The sequence below is a fragment of the Siccirubricoccus phaeus genome, assembly GCF_008360935.1.
GTDB classification, from domain to species: Bacteria; Pseudomonadota; Alphaproteobacteria; order Acetobacterales; family Acetobacteraceae; genus Siccirubricoccus; species Siccirubricoccus phaeus.
This window is the reverse complement of the sequence record NZ_SRXO01000030.1, coordinates 1-14,928: the sequence shown is the minus strand read 5'-3', so window position 1 is coordinate 14,928 and position 14,928 is coordinate 1. Positions and strand designations below refer to the sequence as shown.

At 70.8% G+C, this 14,928-nt stretch carries 15 protein-coding genes; 14 read left to right on the top strand and 1 reads right to left on the bottom strand.

Translation table 11 applies throughout. The features are described from left to right. Positions 1 to 187 precede the first annotated feature (187 nt). The 4 genes from E5N76_RS26920 to E5N76_RS26905 all read left to right on the top strand — a co-directional run bounded on the left by E5N76_RS26920 (position 188) and on the right by E5N76_RS26905 (position 4,047). Complete coding sequence (locus E5N76_RS26920) at positions 188 to 682, top strand: YaiI/YqxD family protein (protein WP_149541065.1); 495 nt, start codon at positions 188 to 190, stop codon at positions 680 to 682. Beyond that, a complete protein-coding gene (locus E5N76_RS26915; RefSeq protein WP_235907910.1) occupies positions 679 to 1,338 on the top strand; it encodes an RluA family pseudouridine synthase in 660 nt (219 codons plus the stop codon). The genes E5N76_RS26920 and E5N76_RS26915 overlap by 4 nt, the downstream gene beginning before the upstream one ends. Beyond that, positions 1,335 to 1,898, top strand: coding sequence for a hypothetical protein (locus tag E5N76_RS26910; RefSeq protein ID WP_149541064.1), 564 nt, complete (start codon positions 1,335 to 1,337; stop codon positions 1,896 to 1,898). The genes E5N76_RS26915 and E5N76_RS26910 overlap by 4 nt, the downstream gene beginning before the upstream one ends. A 313-nt stretch (positions 1,899 to 2,211) precedes the next feature. Then, positions 2,212 to 4,047 (top strand): putative bifunctional diguanylate cyclase/phosphodiesterase, encoded by a 1,836-nt coding sequence (locus tag E5N76_RS26905; RefSeq protein WP_187830434.1) that lies wholly within the window; start codon positions 2,212 to 2,214, stop codon positions 4,045 to 4,047. Positions 4,048 to 4,230: 183 nt separating this feature from the next. On the opposite strand, the gene rutA is transcribed toward E5N76_RS26905, so the two are convergent. After that, positions 4,231 to 5,310, bottom strand: coding sequence for a pyrimidine utilization protein A (rutA, locus tag E5N76_RS26900; RefSeq protein WP_149541060.1), 1,080 nt, complete (start codon positions 5,308 to 5,310; stop codon positions 4,231 to 4,233). Positions 5,311 to 5,428: 118 nt separating this feature from the next. On the opposite strand from rutA, the gene E5N76_RS26895 reads away from it, so the two are divergent. The 10 genes from E5N76_RS26895 (at position 5,429) to phoB (ending at position 14,471) form a co-directional block, all read left to right on the top strand. Continuing rightward, positions 5,429 to 6,319, top strand: a complete 891-nt coding sequence (locus tag E5N76_RS26895) for a polysaccharide deacetylase family protein (protein WP_149541059.1) — start codon at positions 5,429 to 5,431, stop codon at positions 6,317 to 6,319. Beyond that, positions 6,319 to 6,765, top strand: a complete 447-nt coding sequence (locus E5N76_RS26890; RefSeq protein ID WP_149541057.1) for a hypothetical protein — start codon at positions 6,319 to 6,321, stop codon at positions 6,763 to 6,765. Before E5N76_RS26895 ends, E5N76_RS26890 begins: the two co-directional genes overlap by 1 nt. A 310-nt stretch (positions 6,766 to 7,075) precedes the next feature. Beyond that, on the top strand, positions 7,076 to 8,077 hold the full coding sequence (locus E5N76_RS26885) for a tripartite tricarboxylate transporter substrate binding protein (protein ID WP_149541055.1): 1,002 nt from the start codon (positions 7,076 to 7,078) through the stop codon (positions 8,075 to 8,077). Between the two features lie 95 nt (positions 8,078 to 8,172). Continuing rightward, complete coding sequence (locus tag E5N76_RS26880; RefSeq protein WP_149541053.1) at positions 8,173 to 8,988, top strand: enoyl-CoA hydratase-related protein; 816 nt, start codon at positions 8,173 to 8,175, stop codon at positions 8,986 to 8,988. 152 nt (positions 8,989 to 9,140) lie between these two features. Further along, a complete protein-coding gene (gene pstS / locus E5N76_RS26875) occupies positions 9,141 to 10,190 on the top strand; it encodes a phosphate ABC transporter substrate-binding protein PstS (protein ID WP_235907908.1) in 1,050 nt (349 codons plus the stop codon). Between the two features lie 70 nt (positions 10,191 to 10,260). Next, entirely contained in the window at positions 10,261 to 11,244 is a 984-nt protein-coding gene (pstC, locus tag E5N76_RS26870; RefSeq protein WP_408021733.1) for a phosphate ABC transporter permease subunit PstC, read from the top strand. Positions 11,245 to 11,249: 5 nt separating this feature from the next. After that, complete coding sequence (pstA, locus tag E5N76_RS26865) at positions 11,250 to 12,137, top strand: phosphate ABC transporter permease PstA (protein ID WP_149541049.1); 888 nt, start codon at positions 11,250 to 11,252, stop codon at positions 12,135 to 12,137. Positions 12,138 to 12,219: 82 nt separating this feature from the next. Further along, the gene (gene pstB, locus E5N76_RS26860; protein WP_149541103.1) at positions 12,220 to 13,005 is read left to right on the top strand and encodes a phosphate ABC transporter ATP-binding protein PstB; all 786 of its coding nucleotides are present in this window, start codon (positions 12,220 to 12,222) and stop codon (positions 13,003 to 13,005) included. Between the two features lie 16 nt (positions 13,006 to 13,021). Next, complete coding sequence (gene phoU, locus E5N76_RS26855) at positions 13,022 to 13,741, top strand: phosphate signaling complex protein PhoU (RefSeq protein WP_149541047.1); 720 nt, start codon at positions 13,022 to 13,024, stop codon at positions 13,739 to 13,741. Between the two features lie 13 nt (positions 13,742 to 13,754). Continuing rightward, the gene (gene phoB, locus E5N76_RS26850; protein WP_408021732.1) at positions 13,755 to 14,471 is read left to right on the top strand and encodes a phosphate regulon transcriptional regulator PhoB; all 717 of its coding nucleotides are present in this window, start codon (positions 13,755 to 13,757) and stop codon (positions 14,469 to 14,471) included. The last annotated feature ends 457 nt before the right edge of the window (positions 14,472 to 14,928 follow it).

The following is a 14,928-nucleotide window of genomic DNA, read 5'->3' as shown; positions in this document are numbered from 1 at the left end:
CCATGGCGTGGGCTCGAGGCGCGCTCGACGGGGTCGAGCGCGCAAGACGCGCCTGGCCGCGACGGCGTCCAGCCTGGGCCCTCCTGCCCGGGCCCGGCCTGTCCCGCCCGGCCATCCCGGCCGAAGCAGCCAGCCGGCGCCGCGCCAACCGCTTGCCGCCCGGCGGCCCCGGCCGCATGGTCCCGCCATGACCACCCTCTACATCGACGGCGATGCCTGCCCCGTGCGGGAGGAGGTGTTCCGCGTCGCCACCCGTCTCTCCCTGCCGGTGAAGCTCGTCGCCAATGGCAGCCGGCCCATCCGCCCGCCCGGCCTGCCCAATGTGGAGCTGGTGCTGGTCCCGGAAGGCGCCGACCAGGCGGATGACTGGATCGCCGAGCGCATCGCCCGCGGCGATGTCTGCATCACCGCCGATATCCCGCTCGCCGGCCGCTGCCTGGCCCGCGGTGCCCGCGCCCTCGGCTTCAAGGGCCGGCCCTGGACGCCGGACAATATCGGCGGCGCCCTGGCGGGGCGGGAGGTCGCGCGGGAGATGCGGGAGAGGGGCCTCGCCACCTCCGGCCCCGCCCCGCTGACGAAGGAGGACCGCTCCCGCTTCCTCGCCGCGCTGGATGCCGAGATTGCCGCGGCGAAGCGCGACCTGACGGCCCCGCCGCCCCGCGCCTGGGTCGCCTTCGAGTGACCGGCGGCCCGCTGGACCTTGTGCTGTACCAGGACGCCAGGCTGCTGGTGCTGGACAAGCCGGCGGGGCTTGCCGTGCATGCCGGGCCGCGCGGCGGGCCCTCGCTGGAGGATTGGCTGCCCACCCTCGCCGCCGGCCGCAGGCGCCTGCCCCAGCCGGCGCATCGGCTGGATGCGGACACCGCCGGCTGCCTGGTGCTCGGCCGTACCAAGCCGGCCCTGGCGGAGCTTGGCGCGCTGTTCGCCGGCGGCCAGGCGCGGAAGACCTATTGGGCCGTGGTGCGCGGGGCGCCGGGCGAATCCGGGGTGATCGACGCTCCGCTGCTGAAGCGCAGCACGGCGCAGGAGGGCTGGCGGATGACGGTGGACCCGGCCGGCCGGCCGGCGGTGACCGAATGGCGGCGTCTCGGCGCTGCGCCCGGCCTGGCCTGGCTGGAGCTGCAGCCGCGCACCGGCCGCACCCATCAGCTTCGCGCCCATTGCGCCCATGCCGGCTGGCCCATCCTCGGCGATGCCCGCTATGGCGGCGGCCCGGGCCCGATGCATCTGCTGGCCCGCGCCATCGCCCTGCCGCTCTCGCCACCGGTTTCGGTGGCGGCGCCGGTGCCGCCGCATATGCGGGCGGCGCTGGCGCGCTGCGGCTGGGCGGCGGCATGAGGGCCGGTCTCGGCAGTGGGCCGGCCGCGGAGGGGGTTGCGCGCCCCGGCCGGGAAGCGGGCGAAGCCGCGCCGGCCGGACTCCGGCAGGACCGGGCGCCCAGGCTGGGTGCGCGGCACCCTGCATCGGGTCCCGGCGCGCGGCAGGCCCGGCTGCGCCAGGCGCGTCGGCCGGCCCTGCATCTCGCCCCGCATCTCGCACTTTCCTTCGCCCTGGCCCTGCTGCTGGCCGGCCCGGCCGCGGCGCAGCGCCCGGGCTGCGGCTTCGGGGAGGGGCTGGCGGCGCTCCGCGAGGCGGAGGCGCGGCTGCACGCCCCGATCACCGGGCTGCTGGTGGGGCGGGAGGCGGCGGCAGCGGCCGGGCGCTCCCTCGGCCTTGCCGCCGCGCGCTTTTCCGGCTGCGGCTGCCCCCGCGCGGCGGAGGCGGCGGGGGAGGCGGGGCAGCTCGCCGAGGCGGCGGCCGGGGCGGCGGAGGTCGCACGGCTGCAGCCTCTGCTGGACCGCGCCGGATTCTCCGCCCGGCTGGCGCGGGAGGGGCTCGGCCGGCGCGGCTGTTCGTGAAGCGCTGCGGGGCTTGCGAATTTTTCCGCCCGTTCCAGCGGGCTTCCACCGGGGCCGGGGCGCCCGGCGAGGGCCGGCTTCGCCCGGGTGCCCGCCCGGCCTGCCCGGCCTGCCCGGGGGCCAACCGAGAGCAAGGCACTATATTCTGGACAATGCTCTTGCAGGCCGGCACGGGAGCGGCAGCCGGGTCCCCCTGATGACGTCCGCACGGCAGGCCGACCGCCAGCCGGGCGACCTGCCCGGGCCGTCTGGCGCCTGGCCGCCACCCACGCCGTTTACCCTTTCTCATCCGACGCTTGGGCATGCTGGCCCCATGCCCTCCGCGCCCCTGCCCGAGACCGAGGCCGCCCGACTCTCCGCGTTGCAGGCGCTGCAGGTGCTCGACACGCCGCGCGAGGAGCGGTTCGACCTCTTCGCCCGGCTGGCCGCGGATATCGCCGAAACCCCGATCGCGGCGGTGACGCTGGTGGATGCCGAGAGGCAGTGGTTCAAGGCCTCGGTCGGGCTGCCGATGCGGCAGACGCGGCGTGAGCACGCCTTCTGCGCCCATGCCATCCTGCAGCCGGGGGAGACGCTGGTGGTGGAGGACGCCACCACCGACCCCCGCTTCGCCGACAACCCGCTGGTCACCGGCGCGCCCGGCATCCGCTTCTATGCCGGCGTGCCGCTGGTGCAGCGGGACGGGCATGCGGTCGGCACGCTCTGCGTGAAGGATACGGTGCCGCGCCGCATCAGCCCGCGGCAGCTCCGCTGGCTCGGCGAACTCGCCAAGGGGGTGATGTCCGCGCTCGAGATGCATGCGGCGCTCCGGGCGCTCGGCGCCCTGGCGGCGCAGGACCCGCTGACCGGCTGCGTCAACCGCGGCGCGCTGCATGTGGCGCTGGCCAAGCTCTCGGGGCTGGACGGCCCGCCCACCGCCGTGCTCTGCCTCGACCTCGACCGGTTCAAGGAGATCAACGATCTGCTGGGCCACGCCGCCGGCGATGCGGCGCTGCGCGAAGTGGCGCGGCGGCTGCGCGCGGTGGTGCGGGAGGATGATCTGGTGGCGCGGCTCGGCGGCGACGAATTCGTCGTCCTGGCCAATAATCTGCGGCGCGGGCCGGATGCCATGATGCTGGCCCAGCGCATCCACGCCGCCTTCGCCGACCCCTTCAGCTTCGAGGGCCAGCCCATCCTGCTGCGCACCGCCCTCGGCCTCGCCCTCTACCCGGATGACGCGGCGGATGGGGAGGCGGCGCTGCGCCTGGCCGATGCCGCGCTCTACCGGGCCAAGCGCTCCGGCACCGGCACGGTGCGGCACAAGCTGGGGGAGGCAGGGGGCGGGCTGCGCGGCGGCGGGGTGCGCTCCACCCTCGGGCGGGATGAGATCGCCAGCGAGCTGCGGCTGAGCCTGGCCGGCGCGTCCGGCTCCGCGCCGCTGCTGGTGGCCTGGCAGCCCATCTTCGCCGCGGCGCCGCCGCGCGGGCTGATGGATGCCGAGGCGCTGGTGCGCTGGCCGCGCCGGGCGGAGGATTCGCCGCTCGGCCCCGCGGATTTCCTGCCGGCGGCGGAGCGCCACGGGCTGATGTCCCGGCTGGACCGGCATGTGCTGCGCCGCGCCTGCCGGGAGGCCGCCGCCTGGGCCACGCCGCTCGGCATTTCGGTCAACCTCTCGGCGCCGAATTTCCTGACCGTGGATCTGGTGGGGACGGTGGAGGCGGCGCTGGCGGAAAGCGGGCTGGCGCCTGAGCGGCTGACGCTGGAGGTGACGGAATCCGCGCTGATCGGCGACATGGCCCGGGCGCGGCAGACGCTGATGGCGCTGCGCGGCATCGGGGTGCGGCTGGCGCTGGATGATTTCGGCACCGGCCACTCCTCGCTCGCCTATCTGCGGGATCTGCCCTTCGACAAGGTGAAGATCGACCGCAGCTTCATCGGCCAGCTTGCCGAGGACCCCCGCGCCCAGGTGCTGGTGCGGGCCATCGTGCAATTGGCGCGCGGGCTGGGGCTGGCGACGATCGCGGAGGGGGTGGAGACGCCGCAGCAATTGGTGATGCTGCAGGCGGAGGGCGTGGACGCGGTGCAGGGCTACCTGCTGGGCCGGCCAGGGCCGGCGGCGCTGTTCCTGCCGGCCGGGCCGGTGCCGATGCTGGCGGCGATGCGGGCGTAAGGAGGGAGGATTGGGGGCGTCGCCCCCAAACCCCCAGCAGAGGGCTCTGCCCTCTGCACACCCGCCGGGGGGTGGACCACCCCCCCGGACCCCGGTCTGAGTTTGCCGGTTCGACCTGCCGGCGGGGGTTGGCGGGCACTGCCGCCAACGGGCAGAGCCCCATCAGGCCGTGTTGCTGTTCCGCTACGCCGCCAGCTTCACATGGCTCCGGCACTGCATCAGCGGCTGGATGCGCTGGCCGAATTTGTCCATGCCCAGCAGGAAGTCGTCGAAGGTCAGCATGATGCCCTTCACCCCCGGCATCCCCGCCGCCTCGTCCAGCATGCGCGCCACCTCGGCATAGGTGCCGACCAGCGTGCCCATGTTGAAATTGATCGGCGAGGGGGCGCGCAGGATGGCGGCGGCCATCGAGGTCTCCTGCGTGTCCGTGTCATGCGCCGCATGGCCCAGCAGATGCGCCAGCGCCTCGCGGTCCGCGCCCTTGTTGTAGGCATCCCATTTGGCGAAGGCGTCCTCCGCCGTCTCCTCCGCGATGACCATGTAGAGCATGTAGCTGCCGACATCGCGGCCGGTCTTCTGCGCATGCGCCAGCATGCGGGCGGGCACGTTGGCGGCCTTGGTCGGCTCGTTCACGCCCTCGCCGAGCGCGAAGTTGAAGTCGCAGTACCGAGCGGCGAATTCCATGCCGCGATCGGACTGGCCGGCCGCCACCACCTTCATCGGCGCCTGCGGGCGCGGGCTCAGCTTGCAATGGTCCATCTGGAAGAACTCGCCCTTGAAGTCGGACTCGCCCGTCTCCCAGAGCTCCCGGAGGATGTGCACGTATTCCGTGCTGTAGTCGTAGCGGCGGGCGAAATGCGCGTCGCCCGGCCAAAGCCCCATCTGGGTGTATTCCACCTTGTGCCAGCCGGAGACGATGTTCACCCCGAAGCGGCCGCCCGAGATGTTGTCGATGGTGCTCGACATGCGGGCGACGATCGCCGGCGGGATGGTCAGCACCGCGGTGGAGGCGTAGAGGCGGATCCTGCTCGTCACCGAGGCAAGGCCGGCCATCAGGGTGAAGCTTTCCAGCCCATGGTCCCAGAATTCGGTCTTCCCGCCGAAGCCGTGCAGCTTGATCATCGAGAGGGCGAAGTCGAGGCCGTAGCCCTCCGCCTTCTGCACCACCTGCTTGTTCAGCTCGAAGCTCGGCATGTATTGCGGCGAGGCGGCGGAGATGATCCAGCCATTGTTGTTGATCGGGATGAAGACGCCGATATCCATGGGTGTACCTCTTCCGGAAGGCTGGGCCTGTGAAGTCCGTGCTTTCGTCCGGCCCGGCAAATGGCCAAGGATTGTGCAAACCACGTGCCACTGAACCGCATGCGCGGAGGGAGAGGCGATGAGCGAGACGAAACCCTGGGAATGGCCGGAAGCGGAATGGCGCCGGATCGTCGGCAATGCCCGGGCCGGGCGCAGCCTGAAGCCGGGCGCCTGGCCGGGCGGGGCGCGCTGCGCCGTGGCGCTGTCCTTCGATGCGGATCACGAGACCATCCCGCTGCGCGACGGCGACCCCAGCCCGATGCGCATCAGCCAGGGGCAGTATGGCAACCGCCAGGGCGTGCCGCGCATCCGCGCCCTGCTGGCGCGGCATGGCATTCGGGCCAGCTTCTACTACCCCGCCGTCTCCGCCCTGCTGCACCCGGCGGAGGTGCGGGCGGTGGCCGAGGAGGGCCATGAGATCGGCATCCATTCCTGGATCCATGAGGCGAACACCGCCCTGCCGCCGGGGGTGGAGCGAGAGCTGACCTTGCGCGCCGCCGATGTGCTGGAGAAGGCGGCCGGCCGCCGGCCGGTCGGCATGCGCACGGCGAGCTGGGATTTCTCGGTCGATACGCTCGCCATCATCCGGGAGCTGGGGCTGCTCTACGACAGCAGCCTGATGGGCGATGACGACCCCTATGAGCTGCTGGACCAGGGCGCGCCGACCGGCATCGTGGAGCTGCCGCCGGAATGGATCAGGGACGACGCGCCCTATTTCAACTTCCTCCGCTTCAGCGCGCACCGGCCCTACACGCCGCCCTCCGGCGTCGAGGAGATTTTTCGCGCGGAGTTCGACGGTGCCCATGCGGAGGGCGGGCTGTTCCTGCTGACCATGCACCCGCACATCATCGGCCATCGCAGCCGGATGCCGCTGCTGGAACGGCTGATCGAGCACATCAAGGGCCGCGGCGAGGTGTGGTTCGCGACGCATGAGGAGGTGGCACGGCATGTGAAGGCCGCCGCCGGCTGATGCGCCGGCGCGTGCTGGCCCTGGCGGCCGGGCTGGCCATGGCCGCCGGGGCGGCGATGGCGGAGCCGGGGGAGATCCTCGGCGCCTGGAGCGGCACCTATGACTGCGCCCAGGGGCTGACCGGAGTGACGCTGACCATCGCCGAGGCAGGGCGGGCCCATGCCCGGGCCCTGTTCCATTTCTACGCCGATCCGCGCAACCCGCGGGTGCCGACCGGCTGCTTCACCATGGATGGCAGCTATGACGCGAAGACCGGCGCGCTGGTCCTGCATGGGCGGGACTGGCTGCTGCGGCCTTCCGGCTATGTGGTGGTGGATTTCCTCGGCCGGGTGGATCCGGCGGGGCGGGAATTCTCCGGCCGGGTGCAGGGGCCGCATTGCGGCAGCTTCCGGCTGGAGCGGCGGGCGGCGGCGAAGGTGCCGGCGGCTTGCGGGCTGGTCTCGTGAGGATGGGGGCTTCGCCACCATGCCCCGGCAGGGGGCGCTGCCCCCTGCACGCCCGCCGGGGGGAAGGCTTCCCCCCGGACCCCGCCCTGAGTCTGCTGGTTGAACCATCGGGTCTGGAACTCACGCCGGGTGAAGGCACTGCCTTCACCGCGCCTCCCCAGCAGAGGGCAGCGCCCCCTGCCGGGTTGGGGCAGCGGCCCCGATCACCCTCCCCGGGTTGCCGCACCGGCCGATTGCCATAAAAGTGCCGCCGAACGCGGCCCCGGCCTGTACCGGGGTCGCCCATCGCTGAATAATCAAGGGACGCCGGATGTCGCTGCTGAAAGTGAAGCCTGGTTTTTCGCGCCGCGCGCTGCTGGCGGCGGGTGGCCTCGGCGCCGCCGCACTGCTCCCCCGCCGCGCCGCCGCCGCCGAGTACCCGACGCGGCCGGTGCGCATCATCGTCCCCTACACCCCGGGCGGCACCACGGATATCTCGACGCGGCTGGTGGCCGATCCGCTCTCCAAGGTGCTCGGCCAGCCGGTGGTGGTGGAGAACCGGCCCGGCGCCAACAGCATCGTCGGCGCCGCCGCGGCCGCCGCCAGCGCGCCGGACGGCCATACGCTGGTGATGGTGCTGCCGGCGCATGCGGCCAATGCCACGCTGCAGGCCGGCAAGATGCCCTTCGATGCGGTGGCGGGTTTCGCCCCCGTCTCCCTGGTGGTGACGGCGCCCCTGGTGCTGGCCGGCAGCAAGGCCATCGAGGGCCGGACGCTGGCCGACTACCTGGACTACGCCCGGCGCAATCCGGGCCGGGTGAATTACGGCTCCAGCGGCATCGGCGCGACGGCGCATCTGGCGATGGAGCTGCTGAAGATCCAGACCGGGCTGCGGATGGAGCACATCCCCTATCGCGGCACCCAGCCGGCGCTGCAGGATCTGATGTCCGGCAATATCGGCCTGATGTTCGACACCTATTCGACCATGAAGGCGCAGTTCGAGGCCGGCACCATCCGCCCCCTCGGCATCGCCGCGGCCGAGCGCGCTGCCTTCGCGCCGGAGCTGCCGACGGTGATCGAGGGCGGCGTCCCGGGGCTGGTCGCCAGCTCCTGGTGCATGCTGCTGGCCCCGGCCGGCACGCCGGCGCCGATCGTCGAGCGCGTCGCCACGGAGGTCGGCCGCATCGTGCGGGAGCCGGGGATGACGGCCAAGCTGCAGGATCTCGGCTTCGTGGTGGAAGGCCGCCCGCCCGGGCCGACCGGCGAATTCCTCCGCGCCGAGGTGGAGCGCTGGGGAGAGGTCATCCGCCGGGCGAACATCACGGTGGAGTAGCGCCGCCCGCCGGGACCGGGGCCGGGGGATGCCCCGGCGCCCGGCTGGCCTTCGCCCGGCCGGCCTGCCAGTTTGGCCCGCCACGGAGGACCGCCATGACCGAATCCGCCCCCATCCGGCTCAGCCGGGATGACCGCGGCATCGCCACCGCCCTGCTGAACCGGCCGGAGCGCGGCAATGCCTATAATGCCGAACTCCTCGAGGCGCTGATCGCCGCCCTGGGCGAGCTGCAGGACGACCCGGGGGTTCGCGCCCTGGTGCTGCGCGGCGCCGGCCGCCATTTCGCCGCCGGCGCGGATATCAACTGGCTGGCGGAGGTGGCCGGCTACCCGCCGGAAGCCGCCTATGAGGCTTCGCTGGCCACCACCCGCGCCATGCAGCTTCTGAACGAATTCCCCAGGCCGACGCTGGCCGTCATCCAGGGCGCCTGTTTCGGCGGCGGAGCCGGCCTGGCCTGCTGCGTGGACGTGGCGCTGGCCACGCCCCGGGCGGTGTTCGGCCTGACGGAGGTGCGGGTAGGCGTCAGCCCCACCCCCATCTCCACCCACATGGTCCACGCCATGGGGCTGCGCCATGCCCGCCGCTACGCCCTGACCGGGGAACGGTTCGGGCCGGAGGAGGCGCTGCGCATCGGCCTGGTGCATGAGGTGCTGGAGGAGGCGGCGATCGAGTCGCGGCTGGAAGAGATCCTCACCGCCATCCTGCTCTCCGCCCCTGGCGCCGTTGCCGTGACCAAGGCCAGCATGCTGGGCGCCGCCGGGCTGACGCTGAGCGAGCGGGAAATGGCGCTGCTGGCGCATGAGGGCTGGGTGCAGCGCGCTTCGGTTGAGGGAAGGGAGGGGCTTTCCGCCTTCCGGGAGAAGCGGCGCCCCGCCTGGTTTCCTGCCGCCGCCGTTACGGATCAGGGGTAAGCATACGGATAACTTCGAAAGGTCATCTGGCGACTGTCATCGAAGCTTCATCAAACTGCAACTCTGAGGTCGCATCTCGCGCCTAGTTCAGGCCGCACCGAATGCCGGGGCGGCAAGCACCGCCCCGGCCCCTACGACCGTGGAGAAGACGCGTGAATCGTCGCACCCTGCTTGCCGCCTCCGGCCTTGCCCTGGCCTCCCCCCTTCTGTCGCGCAACGTGCTGGCGCAGCAGGCGCAGATCACCGGCGCCGGCGCCAGCTTCCCGAACCCGGTCTACCAGAAATGGGCCGAGGCGGCCCGCAGCGCCGCCGGCATCGCGCTGAATTACCAGTCGGTCGGCTCGGGCGCCGGCATCAACCAGATCCGCAACCGCACCGTGGATTTCGGCGCCTCCGACGCCCCGCTCACCGCGCAGCAGCTCACCGAGGCGAACCTGCTGCAATTCCCCTCCGTCATGGGTTCGGTCGTGCCGATCGTGAACATCCCGGGCGTCGAGGCGGACAAGCTGAAGCTGACCGGCGAGCTGGTGGCCGACATCTATCTCGGCAAGATCACCAAGTGGAACGACGCCAAGCTGGTGGAGCTGAACCGCGGCCTGACCCTGCCGAACCTCGCCATCGCCCCGGCCTACCGCGCCGATGGCTCCGGCACCACCTTCGTCTGGGTCTCCTATCTCTCCGCCGTCTCCCCCGAGTGGAAGGAGAAGGTCGGCATCGGCACCTCCGTCCGCTTCCCCGCCGGCACCGGTGCCCGCGGCAATGAGGGCGTGGCCGGCACGGTGAAGAACATCCGCGGCGCCATCGGCTATGTCGAGAACGCCTACGCCACCACCAACAAGCTGGTCACCACCCAGCTCCGCAACAAGGCCGGGCAGTTCGTTGCCCCGACCCAGGCGGCCTTCGTCGCCGCGGCGAGCAGCGCCAACTGGAACGTCCCGGGCATGGCGGCGAACCTGATCGACCAGCAGGGCGAGACCTCCTGGCCGATCGTCTCCCCGACCTTCATCCTGCTGCCGAAGAACCCGACCGACGCGACCCGCAGCCTGAACGTCATGAAGTTCTTCGACTGGGCCTTCAAGAACGGCACCCAGATGGCGCAGGAGCTGGAATACATCCCGCTGCCCAACACGGTGCACGACATGATCCGCGCCGCCTGGAAGGCCGAGGTGAAGGCCAACGGCCAGCCGGTCTGGACCCTCTGATCCCGCTGCCGGCCCCGGGTGACCGGGGCCGGCCCTTCTCTCGCCAACCTCCCGCCGCGGAGCACTGAGCTTGCAGCAGGCCGCCACACTCCCCCTCGGGGCGCCGATGGATGCGAAGCCGCACCGCACGGCCTCGCCCGGCCGCTTCGGCGACACCGTCTTCTCGGCCGCCTGCCATGCCGCAGGCGGCTTCGTGCTGCTGCTGCTCGGCGGCATCATCGTCGAGCTGTTCATCGGCGGCCTGCCCGCCTTCCGCGCCTTCGGCCTGCCCTTCATCTGGTCCACCGAATGGGATCCGGTGACGGAGGTGTTCGGCGCCGGCGTCTCCATCTACGGCACCATCGTCACCGCGGTGCTCGCCATCCTGCTGGCGGTGCCGGTCGCCTTCGGCGTCGCCTTCTACCTGACCGAGCTTTCGCCCCCCTGGCTGCGCCGCCCGGTCGGCACGGCGGTGGAGCTGCTGGCCGCCGTCCCCTCCATCATCTACGGCATGTGGGGCTTCTTCCTGATCGCGCCGATCATGGGGCAGTACGTCCAGCCGGCGGTGATCGACACGATCGGCGAGCTGCCGCTGATCGGCGAGCTGTTCCAGGGCCCGCCCTTCGGCACCGGCATCTTCACCGCCGCCCTCATCCTGGCCATCATGATCCTGCCCTTCATCGCCGCCACCATGCGCGACGTGTTCGAGCAGGTGCCGCCGGTGTTCAAGGAAAGCGCCTACGGCCTCGGCTGCACCACCTGGGAGGTGATGCGCGGCGTGGTGCTGCCCTATACCCGCATCTCGGTGGTCGGCGGCATCATGCTCGGCCTCGGCCGGGCGCTGGGGGAGACGATGGCGGTCACCTTCGTCATCGGCAATGCCAACCGCATCTCCACCAGCCTGTTCGGGCCGGGCAACACCATCGCCTCGGTCGTCGCGCTGGAATTCGGCGAGAGCGAGATGGGCAGCCTCAAGCTCTCGGCGCTGCTCGCCCTCGGCTTCATCCTCTTCGTGCTCTCCTTCATCGTGCTTGCCGCCTCGCGCTTCCTGCTGCGCTCGCGGCTGAAGGCCTGATCGCCATGAGCGCCACCACCATGCAGCCCCTCGGCCCGGTGAAGGACCAGGCGGTCGCCGCCGCGCTCGGCCGCCGCCGCAAGGCGACGGACCGGCTGGTCCGCCTGCTCTCCTTCGCCGCCACCGGCATCGGCCTCATCTTCCTCGCCTCCATCCTGGTGACGCTCTTCTTCAAGGGCTTCGGGGCGATGAATCCCTCGGTCTTCACCGAGGTGACGAAGCCGCCGGGATCGGAGGGCGGCCTGCTCAACGCCATCGTCGGCAGCCTCATCCAGGTGGCGCTGGCGACCGCCATCGGCACGCCGATCGGCATGCTGGTCGGCACTTTCCTCGCCGAATACGCCAAGGGCTCGAGCTTCGGGAATGTCGTCCGCTTCGTCTCGGACATCCTGCTCTCGGCACCCTCCATCCTGATCGGCCTGTTCGTCTACCAGCTTCTGGTGCTGCCCTTCGGCGGCTTCTCCGGCTGGGCCGGCGTCGCAGCGCTGACGATCATCATCATCCCGATCGTGGTGCGCACGACGGAGGACATGCTGACGCTGATCCCGAACACGCTGCGGGAAGCGGTGATCGGCCTCGGCTCGCCGAAATGGAAGATGATCGTCACCATCTGCTGGCGCTCGGCCATCTCCGGCATCATCACCGGCATCCTGCTGGGCATCGCCCGCATCGCCGGCGAGACCGCGCCGCTGCTCTTCACCAGCCTCGGCAACAACGCCTGGACCACCGACCTGACGGGGCCGATGCCGAGCCTGCCCATCACCATCTATTCCTATGCCGGCTCGCCCTTCCAGGACTGGATCGAGCTGGCCTGGGCCGGGGCGCTGCTGATCACCCTGGCCGTCCTTCTGCTCAACATTCTCGCCCGCAGCGTCCTCGGCCGCAGCAAGTGAACCGAGAGGAGCCGTCACCATGACCCCCCCGAGCGATGCCGAGACCACCTCCGGCACCACCCAGAATGCTTCCTTCGGCGGCATGCAGGCGCGTTCCGCCGTCGCGCTGAACGAGACCGCGCGCGTCACCGTGCGCAACCTCGATTTCTACTACGGCGCCAACAAGGCGTTGAAGGGCATCAACTTCCTGCTGCCGGAAAAGCAGGTGACGGGCATGATCGGCCCTTCCGGCTGCGGCAAGTCCACCCTGCTGCGGGTGCTGAACCGCATGTACAGCCTCTATCCCGGCCAGCGGGCCGAGGGCGAGGTGCTGATGGACGGCGAGAACATCATCGCCGACGGCGTCGACATGAACGCGCTGCGCGCCAAGATCGGCATGGTGTTCCAGAAGCCGACGCCCTTCCCGATGTCGATCTACGACAATATCGCCTTCGGCATCCGCCTGCATGAGAAGCTGAACAAGGCGCAGATGGATGAGCGGATCGAATGGGCGCTGTCCCGCGCGGCGATCTGGGGCGAGGTGAAGGACCGGCTGAACAGCTCCGCCATGGGCCTGTCCGGCGGCCAGCAGCAGCGCCTCTGCATCGCCCGCACCATCGCGGTGCGGCCGGAGGTGATCCTGTTCGACGAGCCGACCTCGGCGCTCGACCCGATCTCGACCCTGAAGATCGAGGAGCTGATCGATGAGTTGAAGCGCGACTTCACCATCGCCATTGTGACGCACAACATGCAGCAGGCGGCGCGCTGTGCCGACCAGGTGGCGTTCTTCTACCTGGGCGAGCTGATCGAGGTGGCGCCGGCGGGGCAGCTCTTCACCGCGCCGAAGCACCCGAAGACGCAGGAATACATCACCGGCCGGTTCGGCTGAGGCGGAGGACAGGGTGATGGAACAGATGGCCGAACACACCGTCCGCGCCTATGCCGAGGAGCTGCGGCGGCTGCGCGAGATGGTGGCCCGCATGGGCGGGCTGGCGGAGCGGCAGGTGGCGGACGCCACCACCGCCCTGGTGCGCCGCGACGCCGAGCTGGCGACCGAGGTGATGAGCCGCGACGCGGCGATCGATGCGCTGGAGGCCGAGATCGAGGCCTTCTGCATCCGCCTGCTGGCGCTGCGCCAGCCGGTGGGGCAGGATCTGCGGCTCATCGTCGCCGCCATGAAGATCATCCACGATATCGAGCGGATCGGCGACTACGCCCGCAACGCGGCGAAGCGCGCCATCGTGCTCGCCCAGCAGCCGGCGCTCGGCAGCCTGAACGGCTTCCAGCGCATGGCGCGGCTGGTGCAGGAGAATCTGAAGGGCGCGATGGATGCGCTGGTGAATGACGACGCCAACCGCGCCGATGAGGTCTGGGCGGCGGATGAGCCGGTGGACGAGGTCTATAACGGCATCTTCCGCGAGATGCTGACCTTCATGATGGAGGATCCGCGCAACATCACCGCGGCCACCCATCTGCTCTTCGTGGCCAAGAACCTGGAGCGCATCGGCGACCACGCCACCAACATCGCCGAGACGGTGCATTACGCCGTCTCCGGCGAGACCCTTGCGGAAGAGCGGCCCAAGGCGGACAGCTCGGCCTTCGCCGTGGCCCGGCCGCCGAGCTGAGGGGACCTTGCCGATGCCCGACATGGTGCAGGGCAATGCCCGGCCGACCATTCTGGTGGTTGAGGACGAGGTGCCGTTATTGACCCTGCTTCGTTACAATCTGGAGAAGCAGGGGTTTCGGGTCGAAGAAGCGGCGGACGGGCAGGAAGCGCTCCTGCGCGTGGCGGAGGCGAAGCCTGACCTGGTGCTGCTGGACTGGATGCTGCCGGCCATGTCGGGCCTCGAGGTCTGCCGCCAGCTCCGCCGCCGCCCGGCGACGCGCGACCTGCCGATCATCATGGTGACGGCGCGGACCGAGGACCAGGATGCCGTCCGGGCGCTGGACACCGGCGCGGACGACCATATCGGCAAGCCCTTCGTCATGGATGCGCTGCTGGCGCGCATCCGGGCGCTGCTGCGGCGCTCCGGCAGCATCGCCGCCAAGGGGACGCTGGCCTGGCGCGACATCTCCATGGACCAGGATGCGCACCGCGTCTCCCGCAACGGCCGGCCGCTGCATCTGGGGCCCACCGAGTACCGGCTGCTGGAATTCTTCCTGCAGCATCCCGGCCGGGTGTTCTCCCGGGAGCAGCTGCTGGATGCCGTCTGGGGCCGCGACATCCATGTGGAGCCGCGCACCGTGGACGTGCATATCCGCCGGCTGCGCAAGGCGATCAATGGCGAGGGCGAGGAGGATGTGATCCGCACCGTCCGCTCCGCCGGCTACGCGCTGGATACCGAAGAAGGCTGACCCGGCTTCGCCCGAGGGCGACGGAGGGGACAAGCTGACCTGCTACCCTCCCGCAGGGGAGGGTCAGGGGTGGGAGTGGCTGCCGCGAATCGGCTGCCCGGCATGGCGCGGGCGGGGCCACGCCCCCCGCCCTCCCCGCCGAGGGGCCTAGTGTCCAGATTCCGAAGTCCTGCGGACTTCGGAATCTGGACACTAGCTGTTGTTTTCAGTGGCCTGCTTGTCCGCTGCGTTCGCTGGAAATCCAGCGAACTTCGCGGGCAGGATACTAGAGCAGATCGGCGGAGGGCGGCATCGCCCGGAGGCGTGAATCTGCTCTACCATCCATAAGCTAGAGCGGTTTCGCGCTGCACAGTCAGCGTGAAACCGCTCTAGGGTCTGTTGAGATTTAGCGTGAGTGGATCACGGTGGTGGCGAGGTAGATCATCGCGGCGAAGCTCTGGTCGGTCTTTTCGCTGCG